The 20,287-nt window shown below is 36.3% G+C and carries 12 protein-coding genes; 4 read left to right on the top strand and 8 right to left on the bottom strand.

Features of this window, described 5'->3' with window-relative positions; translation table 11 throughout:
• Nucleotides 1-4 precede the first annotated feature (4 nt).
• The 3 genes from NYE52_RS20470 to NYE52_RS20460 form a co-directional block, all read right to left on the bottom strand.
• A complete protein-coding gene (locus tag NYE52_RS20470) occupies nucleotides 5-991 on the bottom strand; it encodes a Bug family tripartite tricarboxylate transporter substrate binding protein (protein ID WP_341194764.1) in 987 nt (328 codons plus the stop codon).
• A 100-nt stretch (nucleotides 992-1,091) separates the two neighbouring features.
• On the bottom strand, nucleotides 1,092-1,742 hold the full coding sequence (locus tag NYE52_RS20465; protein ID WP_341194763.1) for a GntR family transcriptional regulator: 651 nt from the start codon (nucleotides 1,740-1,742) through the stop codon (nucleotides 1,092-1,094).
• 372 nt (nucleotides 1,743-2,114) lie between these two features.
• Nucleotides 2,115-2,549 carry a YwpF family protein gene (locus tag NYE52_RS20460; protein ID WP_341194762.1) on the bottom strand — a complete coding sequence of 145 codons (435 nt, stop codon included), beginning with the start codon at nucleotides 2,547-2,549 and terminating at the stop codon, nucleotides 2,115-2,117.
• A gap of 536 nt (nucleotides 2,550-3,085) precedes the next feature.
• Here NYE52_RS20460 and NYE52_RS20455 point away from each other — a divergent pair.
• The 3 genes from NYE52_RS20455 (at nucleotide 3,086) to NYE52_RS20445 (ending at nucleotide 9,816) form a co-directional block, all read left to right on the top strand.
• On the top strand, nucleotides 3,086-6,880 hold the full coding sequence (locus NYE52_RS20455; RefSeq protein ID WP_341194761.1) for a S8 family serine peptidase: 3,795 nt from the start codon (nucleotides 3,086-3,088) through the stop codon (nucleotides 6,878-6,880).
• A 157-nt stretch (nucleotides 6,881-7,037) separates the two neighbouring features.
• Nucleotides 7,038-8,426, top strand: coding sequence for an aminotransferase-like domain-containing protein (locus tag NYE52_RS20450; RefSeq protein ID WP_341195253.1), 1,389 nt, complete (start codon nucleotides 7,038-7,040; stop codon nucleotides 8,424-8,426).
• A 154-nt stretch (nucleotides 8,427-8,580) separates the two neighbouring features.
• A complete protein-coding gene (locus tag NYE52_RS20445; protein ID WP_341195252.1) occupies nucleotides 8,581-9,816 on the top strand; it encodes an MFS transporter in 1,236 nt (411 codons plus the stop codon).
• Nucleotides 9,817-9,897: 81 nt separating this feature from the next.
• On the opposite strand, the gene NYE52_RS20440 is transcribed toward NYE52_RS20445, so the two are convergent.
• The 5 genes from NYE52_RS20440 to NYE52_RS20420 form a co-directional block, all read right to left on the bottom strand.
• Nucleotides 9,898-12,732: a DEAD/DEAH box helicase gene (locus NYE52_RS20440; protein ID WP_341194760.1), complete on the bottom strand. Its 2,835-nt coding sequence runs from the start codon at nucleotides 12,730-12,732 to the stop codon at nucleotides 9,898-9,900.
• Nucleotides 12,719-14,332 carry an SWIM zinc finger family protein gene (locus tag NYE52_RS20435; protein ID WP_341194759.1) on the bottom strand — a complete coding sequence of 538 codons (1,614 nt, stop codon included), beginning with the start codon at nucleotides 14,330-14,332 and terminating at the stop codon, nucleotides 12,719-12,721. The genes NYE52_RS20440 and NYE52_RS20435 overlap by 14 nt, the downstream gene beginning before the upstream one ends.
• A 577-nt stretch (nucleotides 14,333-14,909) precedes the next feature.
• Nucleotides 14,910-16,028 carry a C40 family peptidase gene (locus tag NYE52_RS20430; protein ID WP_341194758.1) on the bottom strand — a complete coding sequence of 373 codons (1,119 nt, stop codon included), beginning with the start codon at nucleotides 16,026-16,028 and terminating at the stop codon, nucleotides 14,910-14,912.
• 294 nt (nucleotides 16,029-16,322) lie between these two features.
• Nucleotides 16,323-17,195, bottom strand: coding sequence for a helix-turn-helix domain-containing protein (locus NYE52_RS20425; RefSeq protein WP_341194757.1), 873 nt, complete (start codon nucleotides 17,193-17,195; stop codon nucleotides 16,323-16,325).
• 412 nt (nucleotides 17,196-17,607) lie between these two features.
• Nucleotides 17,608-17,988, bottom strand: a complete 381-nt coding sequence (locus tag NYE52_RS20420) for a thiol-disulfide oxidoreductase DCC family protein (RefSeq protein WP_341194756.1) — start codon at nucleotides 17,986-17,988, stop codon at nucleotides 17,608-17,610.
• Between the two features lie 246 nt (nucleotides 17,989-18,234).
• Here NYE52_RS20420 and NYE52_RS20415 point away from each other — a divergent pair, with 246 nt between their 5' ends.
• The gene (locus tag NYE52_RS20415; RefSeq protein WP_341194755.1) at nucleotides 18,235-20,235 is read left to right on the top strand and encodes a penicillin-binding transpeptidase domain-containing protein; all 2,001 of its coding nucleotides are present in this window, start codon (nucleotides 18,235-18,237) and stop codon (nucleotides 20,233-20,235) included.
• Nucleotides 20,236-20,287: the final 52 nt, after the last annotated feature.

Raw genomic sequence — 20,287 nt, 5'->3', positions numbered from 1 at the left:
CTTATTAAAACTCCATTTTAGGAGCAAGTTTACCCATTTCACTATCTAATTCATTAACATGGTTAGAGTACTCTTCAGAAGTCATGTAATGAGGGAAACTTCCTAATTCCTCAATTTTTTTCTGCAATTCTGGATCCTCTAACGCTTTTTTAAATGCATCGTTAATAACTTTGATTCGATCAGGATCAGTTCCTTTAGGAGCAAGAATACCTCTATCTACTGAAACGGAGAAATCGATTCCTTGTTCTTTTAATGTCGGTACATCTGGTAAGAAAGGATTACGTTCATCAAAAACCATTCCAAGTGGTACAAGAGTTCCATCATCATAATATCCTTTTCCTGATGCATAGTCGGCAATCATCCCATCCGCTTGATTAGCTAGGATTGCAGCATATTGAGGTCCAGTTCCATCATAATGAATATAATTTAATGATTTAGGATCTACGCCAGCGGCATCCAGCATAGCAGCGATAGAATAATGGTCCTCAGAAGCAACCGTATAAGCCCAATTCACTTTATTGCCCGCTTTTACATATTCAATAAAATCATTCATTGTTTTGATATTGTGTTCTTCGCTAAATTTTTTACTAATAGATGGAATATGGGGAGTAGAAGTCATTAGCACAACTGGATCAAAAGCAGAGAAACCATAGTCTACAACTCCTGTATGTTCAGCTGTTGCAACAACTTGGTGTGTACCTAATATTGTATACCCATCTGGTTCAGCATCCTTTACAAAACGGGAACCAACAGTAGAAGTAGCACCAGCCATATTTGTAGGTACAATAGTCTGGCCTAAATGTTTTTCAGCATATTGAGCAACTAAACGAAATAATACGTCTGTTCCACCACCTGGAGGATAAGGAATAACTAATTTTACCGGTTTTGTTGGAAATTCTTCTGATTTAGATGATGAGCTACTAGAAGAACTGCAGGCTGCTAAACTTACAATTAAAATAATAGAAATAATGCTAATTAAATATTTTTTCACTTTGTTTCCTCCTATTTTTAAAAATTATTGTATTTTTGATTAAAGATTATGATTTTTCTGAAAAATAAACTTAAAAAAATAGACAGCAAAATATATATTGTTATTCTAATTTTGCCATTTCCTCTATAATCGCATCACAAGTTATTTGGATATGCTCCAGAATAAGAGAGGTCAAATCATCTAATTGCTCTTCTTTGATTAATTCTAACATTTTATAGTGTTCTGCCTGGGCGGAAGAAAGGTGTTCAGAGGAAGAATAAATATTCATATAGGACTCTACTCTTCCCCATAGCTGGTGTAATAGCTCTGATAACGGTTTAGAATGTGCGTGTGAATATAATTCGAAATGGAATGTTTTATTTAGTCGTCTCCATTCAAAAGGAGAATGAATATTCTCATCCATTTCTTTTATTATGTTTTCAAGTAATACTAAATCAGAAGGACGAATATTAGGTGTAGCCCATTCAACCGCTTGCTTTTCAAGTAATTTTCTAATGGCAAATATTTCGATTAGTTCTTTGGTAGAAAGTTGATTCACGATGATGCTTCTTCTATCAAATTGAACAAAACCTTCTGATTCAAGCTTAGATAAAGCCTCTCTAACAGGCATTGTACTAACTCCGTATAATTCAGCTAATTTTCTTATGGAAAGCTTTTGTCCTGGTGCAAATTCTCCTCTAATGATCTGGTTGCGAATAGCTTTATACACTTCTTGAGCTACAGTAGGGACGACAATCGCAGAATTCTTCAATCTGATATACACCTCCAAGCTAGTGATATTTGTGATCACATATTTGATATCTCATAGCTGCATTCTATCTATTAAAAAAAGCATAAACAAGTAACTTGTCAGATTTTATAACAAGGTTTATTTATGACTAAATGAAAGATAGGAGGGAGAAAAGGCTTAATAACATGAATGGAAACGTTTGTATTCTTACGCGATTTTTTTAAAAGAATTATCAGTTAAACATAAATAATAAGGACATTCGATTCGGCTTTAAGTCCTACTTAAAACAAAAAATTTCACAAAAACAGCCAATAAAAAAAGAACTTTGCGATTAAAGTTCTTTTTCCGATAGTAATTTATTTCGCTTCTATCTAGCAGAAACACCTCTCAACGCTACAATTTCTTTTCCAAAAACGTTTGTGGTTTACTTTGCATCAGCTCGGTAAATTTAGTTGTTAACTTATTTCCTTCATACCCTTCCTCAATTAAATATTGGAGCAGCAATTCTGCATAGTCTTTTCTATCTCTTTTTAATGTTCCTTCTAACATAATACTTGCTTTGTCTCCAAACTTTTGGATAGATAGAATGGTTACTTCAAAAGGCGCAGGATCATTTTCTTTTTTTGTAATAACAGCTTGAACAAGCAAATCATCCTTCTTATTAAAGGCTTCATCAAGAAAGTCGATAGAAGAAAAATCCGTATAAACCTCGATAAGCCAATGATTATAATCATCTTCCTTATTGATAATCAATCCATCGATTAATTTAATTGGTATCAGCTTTTCCTTCGCTAGAATCTGTAAAGAAATCAACTTAAAGGTTTTCAACGGTAGCCCTCCCGTGGTAAATTCACCATTTTCTTTTATTATACCTTACCTGAAACATTTCATCTAAACTCAATGAAGAGTAAAGTTTTATTTTGTAACCAAATAAAACCTACATCTATATTACAAAAATGTTCTTTCACCGCCTCTTGTTTCAGGATATACCGCAAAAATATATATTAAAATTATATTAATAAAGGATTGTTCTATATTGTTCATTATTTATTCGGTAGATTTGCATCAAGGCGACCTAATATTTCATTACTTTTGGATTAGGAGTCAACTGCCACTTCCTCAATTAATAGGCATCTCAAATAGAACCTTCCAGTATTGGGTTATCCCTAAAAATGGTAGAAAAGTAGAATAACGTCAGCTTGTGACGAATAAAGAATAAAATTGCGATATTTACTGACTAAATTACTAGCATTGTTATGGAAGATACGGTACTTTTGTCACTTAATAAATGAAAGAATATTATGATATTTTTATATAGTTCGATATATTCGGAAAATATAGAAGGTTCAGAGGGGAGTTTTACCGTGAAGAAAAGTAAAGTGTTTGTTCTAGTGATTATGCTCTTTATGCTATTCTCGAATAGTGTATCGGCAGCGACAGTACCAGACAAAGTAATCACTTCGAAAGGAAAAGAAAATCAGCTCCAAGTGCAAACGATTAAGGTGGACGAGCTAGAGACAGCTTATAAAGAAACAGATACGGTTCGTGTAGTGGTAGAAATGAATACAGAGCCAACTGTCCAATATGCTCAAGCACAGGCAAAACAAGTAAAGGAATTACCAAAAGCAACGACAGAAAAATTAAAAAGTGAAAAATTAGCGGAACAGAAAAAAGTAAAAGATAAAGTAAAAGCAAAAAAAGTAAAATTTAAAGAATTAGAGAATTTTACAACAATCTTTAATGGATTTAGTGGAGAAATGAAGTACGGTGATATTGAAAAAATGGAGGAACTTCCAGAAGTAGCGAAAGTACATATCGCAACAGCATATGAAAGACCAGAAGAAGAAACTGACATGATTTATAGTAAAGAACTTGTACAAGCTCAAGATGCATGGCGTGACTATGGATTTAAAGGGGAAGGTATGATTGTTGGGGTAATTGATACAGGGATTGACCCTAATCATAAGGATATGGTTCTTTCAGAAGAAACAGAAGAGGAATTAACAAAGGATGAAATTTCTCAATATAAAGAAGCCAATGGACTAAAAGGGAAATTTTATAGCGAAAAAGTACCTTATGGATATAACTACATGGATGAAAATGATATTATCCAAGATATTGCAGAAGGGGCAAGTATGCATGGGATGCATGTTGCTGGTACTGTTGGAGCAAATGGTGATGAAGATAATAATGGAATCAAAGGGGTTGCTCCTGAAGCACAGCTTCTCGCTTTAAAGGTTTTTGGAAATGACCCAAGTGTTTCCACTACTTGGGGAGATATTTACATTAAAGCAATTGATGATGCCATTGTGCTCGGGGCAGATGTACTTAATATGAGTTTAGGATCTGCAGCTGGATTTGTGGCTGGAGATGCTCCGGAACAGCAAGCGATTGAACGCGCGGTAGAAAATGGTATTATGATGTCCATTTCTGCAGGAAACTCTGCTCATTTCGGAAACGGCTTTGCAAATCCGTCTAGCTCTAATCCAGACATCGGGGTTACTGGATCACCAGGTGTAGCATATGATAGCTTACAAGTTGCATCTATTGAAAATAGTTTCATAGATATTGATGCTCTTTCCTATCAATATGGTGAAACGACTGGACAAGCGGGGTTCTTATCTGAAAGCAGTGTCCATCCAAATACAGTAGAAGAAAAAACATTCCAAATTGTTTATGCTGGATTAGGAACACCAGAAGAATTAGCAGCAGTGGATGTAAAGGATAACTATGCATTAATTCAAAGAGGCGACATTGGCTTTGTTGATAAAGCAATCAATGCACAGCAGGCCGGAGCAGCAGGTGTCATTATTTATAATAATACTGATGGCTTTGTTAGCATGGCAACAGATACAAGTATTAAAATCCCTCAGCTTTTCTTATTAAAAACGGACGGGGATAAATTAGCAGCAGCTCTTCAAGATGGAGAAAATATCTCGATTACATTTGAAGGCAAGAAAACAACTTCAGCAAATCCTGAGGCTGGAAAAATGAGTTCCTTTACTTCTTGGGGGTTAACTACAAACTTAGATTTTAAACCAGAAATTACAGCTCCAGGTGGGCAAATTTATTCTACACTAGAGAATAATCAATATGGAATGAAGAGTGGTACCTCGATGGCAGCTCCACATGTATCTGGAGGTTCAGCACTAGTATTAGAACGTGTAGATAATGAATTTGATGTATCAGGATTTGATCGAGTAAACATTGCGAAAAACCTATTGATGAACACTGCGAAACCAGTGACAGATATTGGAACGGTAAACAGTGCCTTTGAATGGGAGGTTCCTTATTCTCCACGTCGCCAAGGTGCAGGTCTCATGCAGTTGCACGCGGCATTGCAATCACCAGTTATTGTAACAGAGAAAAAGACACAAGAAGGGAAAGTGGCTTTAAAAGAAGTAGGAAATACTTTCACCTTTACGTTAGAAGCGAAAAACTATAGTGATAAAAAAGTTAAATATGATGTTGCAGCAAATATTCAAACAGATTTCGCAGCTTACGGGGAGCTAGGTTATTCTGCAAATCTATTAGAAGCACAGCAAATCTTAGATGCAACAATCAAAGTAAATGATAGCGAAAAAACAACGATTACTATTCCGGCAAATAAAAGTAAAAAAATAAAAGTATCTGTTGATTTAACTAATGCAAAAGTAATTGATCCTTCTCTAACAGGCAGCTGGGAAACTCCTGTTGCGATTGATCGTGTATTTGAAAATGGCTATTTTGTCGAAGGGTTTGTAACCTTAACAGATCCAACGGAAACAAATGCGACATTAACCGTTCCTTATGTTGGGTTTAAAGGAGATTGGAACAAAGCGCCAATTTTAGATGGCATGAAATACGATGAAACATCTTTTTATGGCATGGCTGGAGCAGTGACAAAGGAAGGGGAAGATTTCCTTTACCTAGGTTATAATCCGATTAAAAATACATTTACAAAAGAAGGAATTGCTATTTCACCAAATAGTGATGGGGTACAGGAAGAGATTATTCCGATTCTATCCTTCCTTAGAAATGCAAAAAAGGTGCAGTATTCTATTGTTGACAGTAACGGAAAAGCGGTGAGAACGCTGCTTACACAAGAAGAAATCAGAAAAAATTACTATGATGGCGGTAGAGGAACAAGATATGTCCTTGATTCTAAATGGGCATGGGATGGGAAAGTGAACGGAAAATTAGTAGAGGGTCAATATTACTATCGTATTAGTGCTACCCTTGATTATCCAGGCGCAAAACCACAAGTTGTAGATATACCAGTTATCGTTGATACAGTGAGTCCGTCTGTTGAAGTAGCTTTAGTAGAGGATAATAAAGCATTGGAATTTGCTGCATCAGATAATGAAAATGGATCTGGCGTTTCATATTTAGATATTTTAGTAGATGGGAAATCTGTTCTAGATACGCCAATGAGTGGTGACACAACAGAATTTACATTGCCAAATGAAGTAGAGGAAGGCACAGCTGTAACAGTAGTTGCCTATGACTATGCAGGAAATAAGCAGGAGACAAGTGTGACAGCGGAAGAAGTGAAGAAGGATACAACAATTCCAGTAGTCACTTTACAGACACCTGAAGCATTAGAGGTATATGGAGCGAAGGAAGTAGCATTTAGTGGAACAATCAAGGATGAGTCATCCATAAAAGAGTTTACGATTGATGGACAAAAGGTGGACGCAGTCTATGATGAAGAAAAAGAGCAATACACCTTTAACACATCGATTTCCTTTGATAATGGTGTTCATTCAGTTGAAATAAAAGCTACAGACGATGCAGATAATACTGCCGTATTTAAACGCAGCTTTATCGTAGATGCAAAAGCACCTAGCATTTCGTTCAATGGACTCTCTGGAAATCGTATCGTGAATAGTAATGGTAAAAATCCATCTGTTCATGTAACAGTAAAGGATAACTTTGATGAAATACAGCTAGCGTTAAATGGAAGTGAACTGTATTATCAAACATTTAAACAGCCTTATGCAATGAGAAGTCTAGAAAAAACAGTGAAAAAAGTGGAATTGAATTTAGAAGAAGGCTTAAATGAATTTGAGTTCACAGCAACCGATTTAGCTGGTCATAAAACAACTAAAACAGTTTACTTCTATAAGATGAGTAAAAAAGAAAAACGCAAAGATATTGAGATTCCTAAGGATAAATAAGTAAGTAACATTATTAGGTATTTATAAAAACAAAAAGACCGTACTTTTTTGATTGTTAAAAATAGTACGGTCTTTTTTTAATAAATCCATTTATAGAAGAAACAATTGCTTTAATAAATGGAGTAATCATATAATGGATGAAAAAAAGGTGTGTATCATGCCGATTAATTCTTTTGAAAACTATCCGATGAGCTGGAAACCATCGATTAATAAAACGATAAAACCTATATATAAAGAACTGGCGAGACATTTGGAAAAGGATATATTAGAGGGGATTTTAATATCGGGAACCAAGCTTCCTCCACAGCGAGAATTGGCTGATTATTTGGATTTAAATGTAAGTACCATTTCAAAGGCCTTTAAAGTTTGTGAGTTGAAGGGTTTGTTAAGTGCAACTGTAGGAAGCGGTACATATGTATCGTATGATGCGTTATCAAATGTATATTTACTGGAGGATACAAAGCCGGAGCATTTAATTGAAATGGGGGCAACATTACCAGATAATGATTCATTTGAACCACTGATCATCCAGCTTAAAAGCATGCTACAAGAAACAGATTATGCAAAATGGTTTGGATATGGTCGTGCGGGTGAAAGCCAATGGCAAAAAGATGCAGCTATTAAGCTTATTCGAAGAGGGGGTTTTGAAACAACCGCTGACCACATCTTATTTGCAAATGGGGGGCAAAATGCGATTGCAGCAACATTGGCAAGTCTTTGTAAGCCAGGTGATAGAATTGGGGTGGATGAACATACGTATCCAGGTTTAAAAACAGTTGCAGCGATGCTAAGTGTCCAAATAATTCCGATAAAATCTGAGAACGATGAGATGAGCCCAACAGCCTTTGAGGATGCCTGTAAAAATGATAATATTAAAGGCATTTATATAATCCCGGATTACCATAACCCTACAGCTACATGTATGTCGGTGGAGAATCGGAAAAGTATTGCCGAAATTGCTATTAAGTATAAACAGTTTGTGATTGAGGATGCATCATACCATCTTCTGGGGCAAATACCACGTCCTGCTGTAGCCTCCTTTGCCCCAGAAGAAGTCATTTACATTGCCAGTTTATCTAAATCATTGGCGCCAGGTCTCCGACTTGCTTATGTAGCTGTGCCGAGTCAATTTAAGGAGTTGATTTCAAAGGCTCTTTATAATTTAAATATAGCGGTATCGCCTTTATTAGCAGAGCTTACAGCAAGAATGATTGTATCCAATCAATTTGAAGACTTAATCTGGAGGCATCAAGAACAAAATATTCTTAGAAATCAGATGCTCGATCACTATTTGTCGGACTATATATGCCTTGGTGATAGGATAGGGATCTTTCGATGGTTGTTATTACCTGGCAAGATAACAGGTGCCGAATTTGAATGGTTGGCTGCACAGAATGGGGTGCAGCTTTATGCAGCAGAACGTTTTGTAGTAGGAAATAGTTGTCCAGATAGGGCAGTAAGGATTGCAGTATGTGCACCAAGAACACTTGAAGAACTCGAACGGGGATTAATCATCATCAAAAGCTTAGTAGACTCTATTACTTAAAATTGTTCGCCATACAATTATCATATTGTATGGTTTTTTTATGCGTGTTATGATGACTTAAAATCTTAAATGTTAAAGTATTAGCTAGCATTCATTTTGGAGAGGAAGGTTAGTAAATGTGTTAGACGCTCAATCAGATCGCATACAAAGTTATATGGATTCATCAGAAAAGCTAAAATTATTATACAAACGCACTTTAATGATTGTGAGTATTTCGCAAATCTTTGGTGGAGCAGGACTAGCAGCGGGAGTTACAGTTGGGGCACTTCTTGCACAGCAAATGCTTGGTACAGATGCATTTGCAGGGGTACCTACAGCTTTATTTACGCTAGGTTCAGCAGGATCAGCTTTATTAGTGGGGAGACTTTCACACCGCTATGGTCGTCGTACAGGTCTGACTGCTGGATTTATAATTGGAGGAATTGGAGCAATAGGGGTCATCATTTCAGCTATAGTAAATAGTATTGTCCTTTTATTTATTGCTCTTCTTATATATGGTGCAGGGACAGCGACAAATTTACAAGCAAGATATGCAGGTACTGACTTAGCTAATAGTAAACAGCGGGCCACTGCTATTAGTACGACAATGGTTTTTACAACCTTTGGTGCAGTTGCAGGACCCAATTTAGTAAATGTGATGGGGGATTTTGCTTCTTCTATTAATGTTCCATCACTCGCTGGTCCATTCATTTTAGCAGCAGTTGCGTATATTTCAGCAGGGCTTGTCCTTTTCGTCATGCTCCGTCCAGACCCTTTAGTAATCGGAAGAAGGATGGAAGCAGAAACACATAAATCTAAAGGCAATGGGGAATCAGCAGTAATAGAATATACAGAAGATAAAAGAGGAATTATCGTTGGTGCAACGATTATGGTTCTTACGCAAATTGTTATGATAGCCATTATGACAATGACGCCTGTTCATATGACACATCATGGACATGGCTTGGGTGCTGTCGGTTTAGTAATTGGGTTCCATATTGGTGCAATGTATCTCCCTTCCCTAATTACAGGAATTCTCGTTGACAAGTTAGGGCGAGTTACGATGGCAATTGCCTCTGGAATGACCTTGCTTATTGCAGGTTTACTTTCTGCTTTTGCACCGGGAGATTCTTTGGTTCTTCTAATTATTGCTCTTTCTTTACTTGGATTAGGGTGGAATTTTGGCTTAATAAGTGGGACTGCTTTGATTGTTGATTCAACCGAACCCTCCACACGAGCAAAAAGACAAGGGGCCGTTGATGTTCTAATTGCTTTGTCGGGTGCTGCTGGTGGGGCTTTATCTGGAATGGTTGTTGCAGGTTCAAGTTATCTAACTTTGTCGTTAATAGGAGGAATTATGTCCTTAATTCTAATTCCGGTGGTAATATGGTCTCGCGGAAATAAAAAATAAATGATTATAAATAAAAAAGAGGGGCGTAATGAGACTCAATAGCAGACTCATTTACCCTCTTTTTCCTTACAGACAGACCATTTAAATTTCCGTTAATGAAACTAAATCCTTCAATTCATCCGTTGTTAGCTCTGTCATCCAGTTTTCATTTTGGATAATTTGATCATTTAACGATTGCTTCTTCTCAAGCATCGCATCGATTTTTTCTTCTAGTGTCCCCGTACAAATAAGCTTATGCACGTGAACGAAACGTGTTTGGCCAATCCGATATGCACGGTCAGTCGCCTGGTTTTCAACAGCTGGATTCCACCAGCGGTCATAATGGATAACATGGTTGGCTGCTGTTAAGTTTAATCCAGTTCCTCCTGCCTTTAAGGAAAGAAGGAATATTGGGAATTCACCATCCTGGAACTGTTCAATAAGGCGATCGCGCTGCTGTTTGGACATACTACCATTTAGGAAGGGAACATCAACCTTGAATTTCTTCTTCATCATTTGTTGAATCATATGTCCCATTTCAATATATTGAGTGAATATGAGGCAACTTTCTCCTCTTTCCAAAATCGTATCAGTTAGCTCTGCTAATTTCTCCATTTTCACAGACCGATCCAGTAAACTTGTTGGCGTCTGTTCCTTTAAATAAAGGGCAGGGTGATTGCATAGCTGTTTTAACTTACTTAACATTTGCAAAACAAGCCCTTTTCGCTCAAACCCAGATAGCTGTTCAATTTGTATAAATGTATCGGTTACTAATTGTTCATATAAGGCAGCCTGCTCTGTTGTAAGAGGACAATATTCCTTTTGCTCTAGCTTGTCAGGCAGATTTAATGCAACATCTTCGTCCTTTTTCGTTCTTCTCAGTAAGAATGGACGAATAAGCGTCTGTAATTGCTGAATTTGTTCCGGTTTATTTTCTTTTTCAATCGGAATCACAAATCGTTTTTGGAATTGACCAAGACTGCCTAAATAGCCGTGATTGGTAAAATCAAAAATGGACCATAGCTCATTCAGTCGGTTTTCCATCGGTGTTCCAGATAGGGCAATATAATGGGTGCCTTTTAACTTTCTAACGGCTCTGGATTGCTTTGTCTGCGCATTTTTTATATTTTGTGCTTCATCAATTGCAATCGTGCTCCAAGTGATTTCTTCAAAACTTTGCAAATCAATATGAGTTAATCCATAGGAGGTTAACACCACATCTGATTCCTGTGCTTTTTGCATAAAAGCATCATCCTTTAAACGATTCGCTCCATAATGAAGATATACGTTTAAATCTGGAGCAAACCGTTCTAATTCCTTTTGCCAATTGCCGAGTACAGAAGTAGGACAAATAATAAGGGCAGGTGTGGTTTGTTCCTTTTCGATTTCTTTCACCTTTAAGAGATAGGAGATTAGCTGTACCGTTTTTCCAAGTCCCATATCATCTGCTAAAATCGCGCCAAAGCCATACTTTCTTAGGAAAAGAAGCCAACTCATACCAAGCACCTGGTAAGCTCGTAAATCTCCTAAGAAGCTTTGCGGAACGTCCTCTAATGGAAGATTCTTCACTTCTTTTAATTGATGAATCATCGTTCGCCATTGTCTATTTAGCTCAATTTGGATTTTGGCAAATGTTTTTGGATTCTCTAGCTCATCATTTTGTTGTTCTTCTGCCTGCATTAATTCCTGTTCGATAATATCACGAACATGCAAACCTTCTTTTTCCGCTTTCTTCATTAAATCCTGTATTTGCCGAATAAAGGCAGGATCTAATTTTATCCAACGGCCTTTAATAAAGACAAGGCGACGTTTCTCTTCTACTAGCTTATTGAATTCATCCTCCGAAAGGGTAACGCCATTCATGGAAAAACGCCAATTATAGTCAAGCATCGCCTGTAGACCTACGAAGGATGGACGGTGACTAGTGCTAGAAACCTTTGCTTTTACCTTCAGATTGGCTGCTTTCATTGCTTGCCACCAGGAAGGAAGGAGAATATCTACACCAAGTGCAAGGAATGTTTCACTTGCTTCTGATAAGAAAAGCCATGCCTCTTCCTCTGTTAATTGGTTTGTTATGCCATTCTTCCCTTTTAGCCATGGAAAAAGAAGGAGCCAGCGTTCCTGTTCTTCCTCGATATAGGAAGTATAATTTAGCCATTTCTTCGGCATATTGCCCTCATCATGAATATCTACTACAAGCTCTGGATTCTCCTTGGATTTTAAAAATAAATCCAAATCCCAGGTTGTATCAATTTCAGTCGGTTCATCTAAACGAATTCCTAATGTAAAGGGATAGTCGTTCTCTTTTAAGCCCATCCATTCCTGCCATTTATCTTCCGTAAAATAAGCGGAAAGCTGCTCTGCTGGAATATTTGCGTTCTTTAATGTATCCATCTGTTCGTGGAAACTCTGTTTTGTCTCTTGATGCCCATCTAAATATTGATTAAGGGACTGCTGAAACCATTGATAAATAAAGTCATTATTTGTTTGCCCTTCTAACTCATCATGAAGCTCCATTTCCCAGAAGCTTGGATCAAATTCTTCTATTACACGATGAGGAAGAGACCATTGGAAATTCCCGATTTCCCATTGACTGAAATCTGGTATCCATTCTTTATGGGTAATGGCTTCAAGAATACTTGGTGCAGCAGCAAGACAAACCTGCGCTGTATCGTTCCAATCCCATTCGATATATCGATTAAATCCCTCGGTAGCAAGTAGAGTGACCAATTGCCACCCGCTTACTAATATTCCTTCTATCCCGTCTATTGTTACAGTATCTATAACCGTACCGTAATAACTTTCCTGATGCTGTTGAAAAAGAAGCCTTTTCCAATAGTTTGGATAAAGATAATGATCCTCTATTTCACCTGTTAAAAAAAATCCTTTATTCTCATAATAATGAACATTTATTTTTAAATAATTAGTTTTCAACATGGATTAGCTTTCCCTTTCTACATTCTTCATGAAAGGCTCTTAATCGTCTCGTACGCTCTAAGATAACCAGTAAGAATTGCTCGAATTCGGTTTGCTTTTTCATTTTTTTGTAAAGGGTACGCAATTTCTTTAATTGCCGGACAGCGATTCGATAATGGTCCCTATTTTTCCCCTCAATATGCTCTTGAATAGAACGGTGATATAAAGAAAGCAGTAAAGAATAATCGTAATCCTGCAATAATTTTATCTGCTCTTTATGTAGATTATCTAGTCCGTATCCCATCATTGTAAATAGATCGATCCATTTATCAAACTGTTTTTTCTCAAACAAGAAATCCTCATATTTGCGATAGCTGTATGGAAGGGTATGAATATACGCTTTTTCCAGTAAATCTTCTTTATTCATTGTCATGCAATAAGGAGAAATTGCTCGTAACGCCATTTGCGTAAATTCATAGCAATACTCATCATCCTCATCTTCAGATAAGTAAGTTTTCAATTCTTGAATAAACGCTGGAACGTATAAGTCCATTCGTTTCCATGATTTCCGACTCGACAAATAGTCAATCCAATAAAGCATATAGGTAGTAACCTGAGAATCAAGAGACTGAATCACCCTAAGGGCATCCACATCTTTTTCGAGCAGAATTTCCAAATGGATAATAGCAACATTTTCAGAAAATGTCGGATTTTCATTAGCTAATAGCTGTTCCAATTCATCTTGTCTCCAGTTCTTAATAGCAAAGAGATTTGTCCACATAAGCCGATAAAGCTGAATACATTCAAATGTTAAATTTGGTTGAATAGTGAGAATCGCACTCAGGTCGTTCTTTAAACGAACTAAAAAGTTATCAAAAGCAAATGGAAAGGTGAAGTTCGATAGTTTATAAAGATTATCCTCAATACTGTTCATTAAATCTTGAAAAAGATGTCGATAATAGCGATTAATGGTTTGTGTATTATGATCCAGCGTTTTGCTTAGTGTTAATAATTGTTTAAAAGTGTATACTTGGGCGATCACTAAATAAAGGAGCTTCCACTCTGTTTGAAGAGGGGTGGCTGCTTTTATTTTTCGCATATAAATATAATACGTTTCTGCGATCATATATGGTTTATTTTCATTTGATGGCATAAGCGATTGAAAACTCTTATCAAAGGTTTCCATCCAGTCTTCGTAATTTGGCTCTTTATCCTCGGATTCCTTCAATAAGTCGCTTGCTCGCATAATGCCGAGATTTTTTAGCATTTCCGTATTTTTAATTGGTTTTCTCCAAGCCTCTAACCAAGTCGACACCTTTCCAACTTGAGCAAGTAAATAGAAAAACAAAGCAAGCTGATGGCGACAAAAACCTTCCGCATGACAAGTACAAGAGCTGTATTGAATATAATCCAAATCCAATGTTGCCTTTACTGGCGTAACATCCTGGATCATTCCAGAAACTATTTCATTGGAAAATTTGACTTGATAGACAAAGCTTTGCCTATATAAAAGAAGTCCCTTTTCTACAATGTTTTTCATTCGGGGATCATTTGCATCCAATAAATTCATTAAGTTTTCTGCACAAAAATTCAATGGCTCTAAATATTTTTCTTGAAGCATAATGTATCCCTCCCAAGAACATTTATTAGTTTATTGATTCCGTATTATGCTTTTTTGCGCTTCATAAATAACGTTGAAAAATGACGCGCGAAAAAAGTCCATTCATTAATTATAACGCTTTTTGTGAGGAGATGGTAGAGGACATAAGAAAGGAAGAAAAAGAGAAGGGGAAGTAGCATCTATATTAATTGGGCAATAGGGTAATGAACGAGAAAAAAAGTAAATTTAGTGGAAAGGGGGAAGGGGAAAATGAAATCAGGTAAAGCAGCAGGGATGTCAGTTGAAAAAGGGAAATGGGAGCCAGAGCAACAAGGATATCAGCTGAAAAAGGGAAATCGGAGCTAAAGTAGCAAGGATATCAGCTAAAGCAGCAGGGATATCAGCCAAACCAGCAAGGATATCAGCCAAAGCAGCAGGGATATCAGCCAAAAAAGAAGTATATCAGCCAAAGCAACAGGTATATCAGCCAAAAAAGAGGTATATCAGCCAAAGCAGCAAGAATATCAGCCAAACCCCAACCACCAAACCACAAAAAAGGCTGTCCAATTAGACAGCCCCTCATTTCAATCACAATCTATTAATATAATCGTTTAAAACTATCAAAATGCTCTTTGTAATAAGAGTTATCTAAACTTGTCACTCGAACACCACTTGAATCAGCATGAATAAATTCATTATTGCCAATGTAAATTCCTAAATGAGAGATACCCTGTTTGTAAGTATTTTTAAAATATACAATATCCCCAATAGATGGAATATCGACATAATAGCTGCGATCATAGTATCCTTCAGCAGAATAACGTGCAATGGATTTTCCACTTTGATTTAAGACGTAGTAAACAAATCCGCTGCAGTCAAATCCAGCAGTTGTGGAACCGCCCCAAACATATGGAAGACCAATAAGACTTTTGGATGCAGAAACTATTTTAGAAGTATAGGATTGTCCGCTATTTCCAGTAGAAATAAAGGTTGGATTACTAGCATTAGAAGTGGAATTAGTATTCCCAGTATTCGTTACCTTTTCAGAAGCACTAACCTTTAGTTTTTGTCCTGGGAAAATTAAATCGGATTTCAAATTATTTAATTGCTTAAGCTGACTTACAGACATTTTATATGTAGAAGCAATCTTGCTTAACGTATCACCACTTTTAATGGTATAAGTGCCTGTAGATGTAGCGGTATTCTCTTTAACTACCGTACTGCTGCTACCATTAGTATTACTGGAATTTCCAGATGAACTCGGCGCAGGAGTATTGGAAGAAGTAGATCCAGGCTTAGAAACATTTAAAATATCTCCAGGATAAATAAGAGTGGAAGTTAGATTATTCCATTGTTTTAATTCAGCTAAAGAAATAGAATGCTTATTTGCTATTTTAATAAGGGAATCCCCTGAAACAACTTTATATGTTTTTGCAGCAGAGCTTGTCTGTGTGGAAGAGCTGCTTTTTGTAGCTGTAGTCGTTTTATTGCTTGTAGACTTGGCACTATCTGCAATCGTTAATTTTTGATTGATCAGAATTAGGTCTGATGAAAGGTTATTAATCGACTTTAACTCATTAACAGTAGTATTGTAAGTCTTCGCAATCTGTCCTAGTGTATCCCCTTTTTTTACTACATAAGTACTAGCTGAGGCGTTCGCTGCAAAAGTGGTTGACAGAATCGCGGTAGTTGCCAATACTGTGACTTTCTTCTTCATTTTTTATCACTCACTCCTAATGAATATACTATAGTATACCTATATTACCATATCCTATCAGACTATTGACCTTTAATTTTGGAGAAAAAGATAGAATTATAGGAAAATAGGTAAATTTTCATAGATAATTAAGAATGGGATGTAAGTTATCGATGAAAAGAACCAATGGTTGACAAAGGTACGAACTTACCGGGTCTATAGGAGGGAGCGGAATAAAAAAAGATTGTTCTCCAAACATCATCTTCACACTAATAATGTGTGTAATAGATGGGAGAGACAATCCTTAAAAACATATTATTTTTGCCAATTATTTATTTTATTTTGGATATAATCTATATAACGGTTATCCTTTACTAACTGAAAAATCATTAGTGCATCTTTCATATATTGTGTAGCTAGGTCAAAATCCTTTTGTAATTCATAGTTATATCCGATATGATAGTGAAAGTGAGCAAACAGATAAAGGTTATCCTGTTGGATGGCCCAATCAATCGCTTCCTTACAATAAGCAATGGAAGTATCATATTGTGACTGATCTGTTAATGATTTAGCAATATTAAAATATAATCTACTTTTAATCGTATCATCTTGCAAATAGGGAATCTGATTAATCGCTTTAAATGCTCGTTCATAAATCGTTAGGGAATCATCGATGAGGCCTTCCTCATAGTAAAAAATCCCTTTGCTAATATAGATTTCTAACTCTCTTTCGGTGAAGACGGTATCAAAAGTAAGCTCAATCGCTTCATTAATCAGCTTGATGGCTCGATTAAAATCACGGTCGATTTCAAATAGATAGATTGCTTTATGCCAAAGTAGTATTTGATAGTTTTTCTTATGGTGGGTAAATAAAGGATTATTTTCTTCTGCTTTTACAATTTGCTTTAGTGTATGATAGTCGGTATTTCTTCGCGCCGCCTTTAATTGACGAAAGGTTTCATCCACATAATCTAGTCGCGGGGTCGTGCCAATATCGAAAAAATAATTCACATCCACTCCCAATCGACTAGAGATGAGATAAAGAGTAGAAGATAATGGAAGTACTTCTCCTTTTTCAATCTTACTTATCTGCGCCTGTGTACATATATTATGGGAAAGCTCTTTTTGGGATAAGCCCATTTGCTTTCGTAGTTCCTTGATTTTTTCTCCAACCGCTGAAAAATCCAATCGCTCCACTCCTACTTAGAAAAACCTGCCTATTTTTATGAATATTCCTAAAGTTATATTTTTCTGTGATTTTTGAAGAAAACAGTGTGAAATGCCGTAAAATGGCGAAATATACTTAAAAACCAAGAATTCATCTATCTATATAATATGATTTAATTAATTTTACCGCAATATATTAAGAATATTTTTGCTATTTTTAGAAGTGCCCACCTACGCCTTCTGAAAGTTTAGCGAGATATAACTTAATTGAGCATTTTTAATAGAAATCGTGATTTCTATTAAACCCCAATATTTGTTTTACGAGTAGTCCTTTTATCTCCAATTTTCTGCCGTTTTCTGATGAGAAAGCGGTCTTTTTTGTTTATTTTTGAAAAAAGGGTACAGAGAACCTCGTAGTCAAAGCAAGTATGTACTATAAAAAACGCTTCTTCATCTCTTCTGTCGGAAGCATACAGGATTCCTGTTTACCAAACCATTTATATCGATTTCTAGCAATATAGCGATAAAGAGGATTTCTTATGAAGGAAGGAATTATTTTTAAAATAGTAAGCAACTTCCAGCCATTGGAAAGGTGACGGCATATTTCTAAAGCTGCATTAGATTCTAGATAGCATTTATTCTTTTTAATAAGGACAACACTATTTACATCAGAAAGATGATGTTTTTCTAGCAAACTTTTCCCGACATCGCTTTGCAAAGAAGCAAAGGAAAATTGTTCTTTTGGATCCCTCTTTATAATAAATTGCACACTCCAAGTGCATAAATTACAAACCCCATCAAATAAGATAATCATAAGTTTTCCTCCTACAAAAGGTGGCTATCATTTGCATGTATTGTAGCAAATTTTAATAAAAAAGTGTGTAATATATACTTGAAACTTTTACTATTCATTAACGTAATAGAGTTATTATTTTTTTAGGATGATAATAATATACAGGTAGTAGCAGACAATAAAAATATAAAGTTTTCAGGTAATTCTTTTTCCGTTTTTGTGAAAAAATGGTACGCTAGTAGTAGTAGATTAGAAGGGGAGATAGGAATGAAAAAAAGATGGATTTTTTTACTGATATTAATACTGGTAGCAGTTGCAACAGGATGTAATAAAAACGAGCCTACCCCAGATGAACGGCTATCACAATATATAAAATTGTGGAATGATCAGAAATTTAAAGAGATGTATGCTTATCTTTCAACAGAGGCAAAAGAAAACATTTCCGAGGAAGATTTTGTTTCCAGATACGAAAAAATCTACAAGGACTTAAACATCAATGATTTAGACATAACATATACGAAGCCATCCGAGGACGAGAAGTTTGATAAAGTAGAGAAAACAGACATTCCATTTTCGGTAAAAATGAATAGCATGGCAGGAGAAATCAGCTTTGACAATGAGGCTACGCTTGTAAAAGAAGAAAGAGAGAAAGAAGAAAACTGGTATATAAATTGGGATACTACTTATATTTTTTCCGAGTTAGGTCCTGATGACAAAATTTCCGTTAGCACCATTCAAGCAGAACGCGGCAGCATTGTGGATACGAATGAAAACCCTCTAGCAATGAATGGCGTTATCTATGAAATTGGACTTGTTCCAGAGCAAATGGGGGACAATCCAGATACAGTAATCAATGATTTGGCAAAGCTTCTAGATATCAAAAAAGAAACCATTGAAAAGGCGTTAAATGCAGACTGGATACAGCCAAGCTTTTTTGTTCCAATAAAAAAGGTTGCCACAGGTGACAGTGCTTATTTAGAGAAACTTTTTGCATTACCTGGCGTGCAAAAACAAGATACAAAAGGCAGAATTTATCCATTTGGAGAAAGTGCTGCTCATTTAATCGGCTACATTGGTAGCATTACTGCAGAAGAGCTAGAGAAAAATGAGGGCAAAGGCTATTCAAGCACAGATGTAATTGGAAAAAGAGGCTTAGAACAAGTACTAGAAGAGCGATTAAAAGGCTCCAATGGAGAACAAATTTTAATCAAAAAGGCAGACGGCAGTACCGTTACTTTAGCGAAAAAAGAAGTGCAAAATGGAGAAAATATTAAACTGACGATAAATGCAGATTTACAAAAGGAAATATATGAAAAAATGGATGGAGAAGCAGGTTCCGCAGCTGCTATTAATCCATCAACAGGAGAAACGCTAGCACTAGTTAGCAGTCCAGCATTTGATCCAAATAAGATGATTGTTGGCCTAACAACGTCTGAGAAAGAAGCGTATGATAATAATAAGCTAGATCCTTTTACGAATCGTTTTAAAAACAAATACGCACCTGGTTCTGTAATGAAGCCTCTTGTGGCAGCTGCTGCATTAACTGAGGGAGTCATTACTCCGGAACAGGAAAGAAAGATTACAACAAAACAGTGGCAAAAGGATAAATCATGGGGCGGTTATTATGTAACAAGAGTGCATAGCAGTTCGGCACCAGTAAATCTCGCGGATGCTCTTCTTTACAGTGACAATATTTACTTTGCACAAACAGCACTAGATTTAGGGAAAGATAAATTTGCGAATGAGCTAAAGAAATTTGGCTTTGAAGAATCATTTCCATACGCTTTCCCGATTGAAAAATCCACATATGGCGACTTAGATACAGAAATTTTATTAGCAGACTCCGGCTATGGTCAAGGACATGTGGAAATGAGTGTGATTCATCTTGCTACAGCTTATACCCCATTTGTTACTGGTGGAAACCTCGTGACGCCAGTATTATTGGATAGCGAAGAGAAGGGCAAGGTATGGAAAGAAAAAATCATGGACGAATCAGTTGCCAATACTATTTCTAATGATTTGCAACAGGTTATTGAAAATCCAAATGGTACAGCACGCGCTGGAAAAATAAGTGGCAAAACGTTTGCCGGAAAAACAGGCACAGCCGAATTAAAAGCGAAACAAGGCGAAAAAGGAACAGAAAACGGCTGGTATGTTACCTATGATAAAGACAAAAAAGACCTTTTGATTGCAATGATGATGGAAAGCGTTGAAAACAAAGGAAGCTCCGGCTATGTCGTGAAAAAAGTGAAAGAGATAATAGAATAAAGGGAAAAGGAGTGTTCGAAGAGAATGCTCCTTTTCTTTTTGGGGGAAAGTT

It is taken from the genome of Niallia sp. FSL W8-0635, from assembly GCF_038007965.1.
GTDB lineage: Bacteria > Bacillota > Bacilli > Bacillales > Cytobacillaceae > Niallia.
This window is presented reverse-complemented; position numbering and strand designations above follow the sequence as displayed.

Excerpts from the sequence above, each read along its gene's own strand:
- NYE52_RS20450 (WP_341195253.1), top strand. The coding sequence starts at position 7,038 with ATGCCGATTAATTCTTTTGAAAACTATCCGATGAGCTGGAAACCATCG.
- NYE52_RS20445 (WP_341195252.1), top strand. The coding sequence starts at position 8,581 with ATGGATTCATCAGAAAAGCTAAAATTATTATACAAACGCACTTTAATG.
- NYE52_RS20440 (WP_341194760.1), bottom strand. The coding sequence starts at position 12,732 with ATGTTGAAAACTAATTATTTAAAAATAAATGTTCATTATTATGAGAAT.
- NYE52_RS20435 (WP_341194759.1), bottom strand. The coding sequence starts at position 14,332 with ATGCTTCAAGAAAAATATTTAGAGCCATTGAATTTTTGTGCAGAAAAC.
- NYE52_RS20430 (WP_341194758.1), bottom strand. The coding sequence starts at position 16,028 with ATGAAGAAGAAAGTCACAGTATTGGCAACTACCGCGATTCTGTCAACC.
- NYE52_RS20420 (WP_341194756.1), bottom strand. The coding sequence starts at position 17,988 with ATGATTATCTTATTTGATGGGGTTTGTAATTTATGCACTTGGAGTGTG.
- NYE52_RS20415 (WP_341194755.1), top strand. The coding sequence starts at position 18,235 with ATGAAAAAAAGATGGATTTTTTTACTGATATTAATACTGGTAGCAGTT.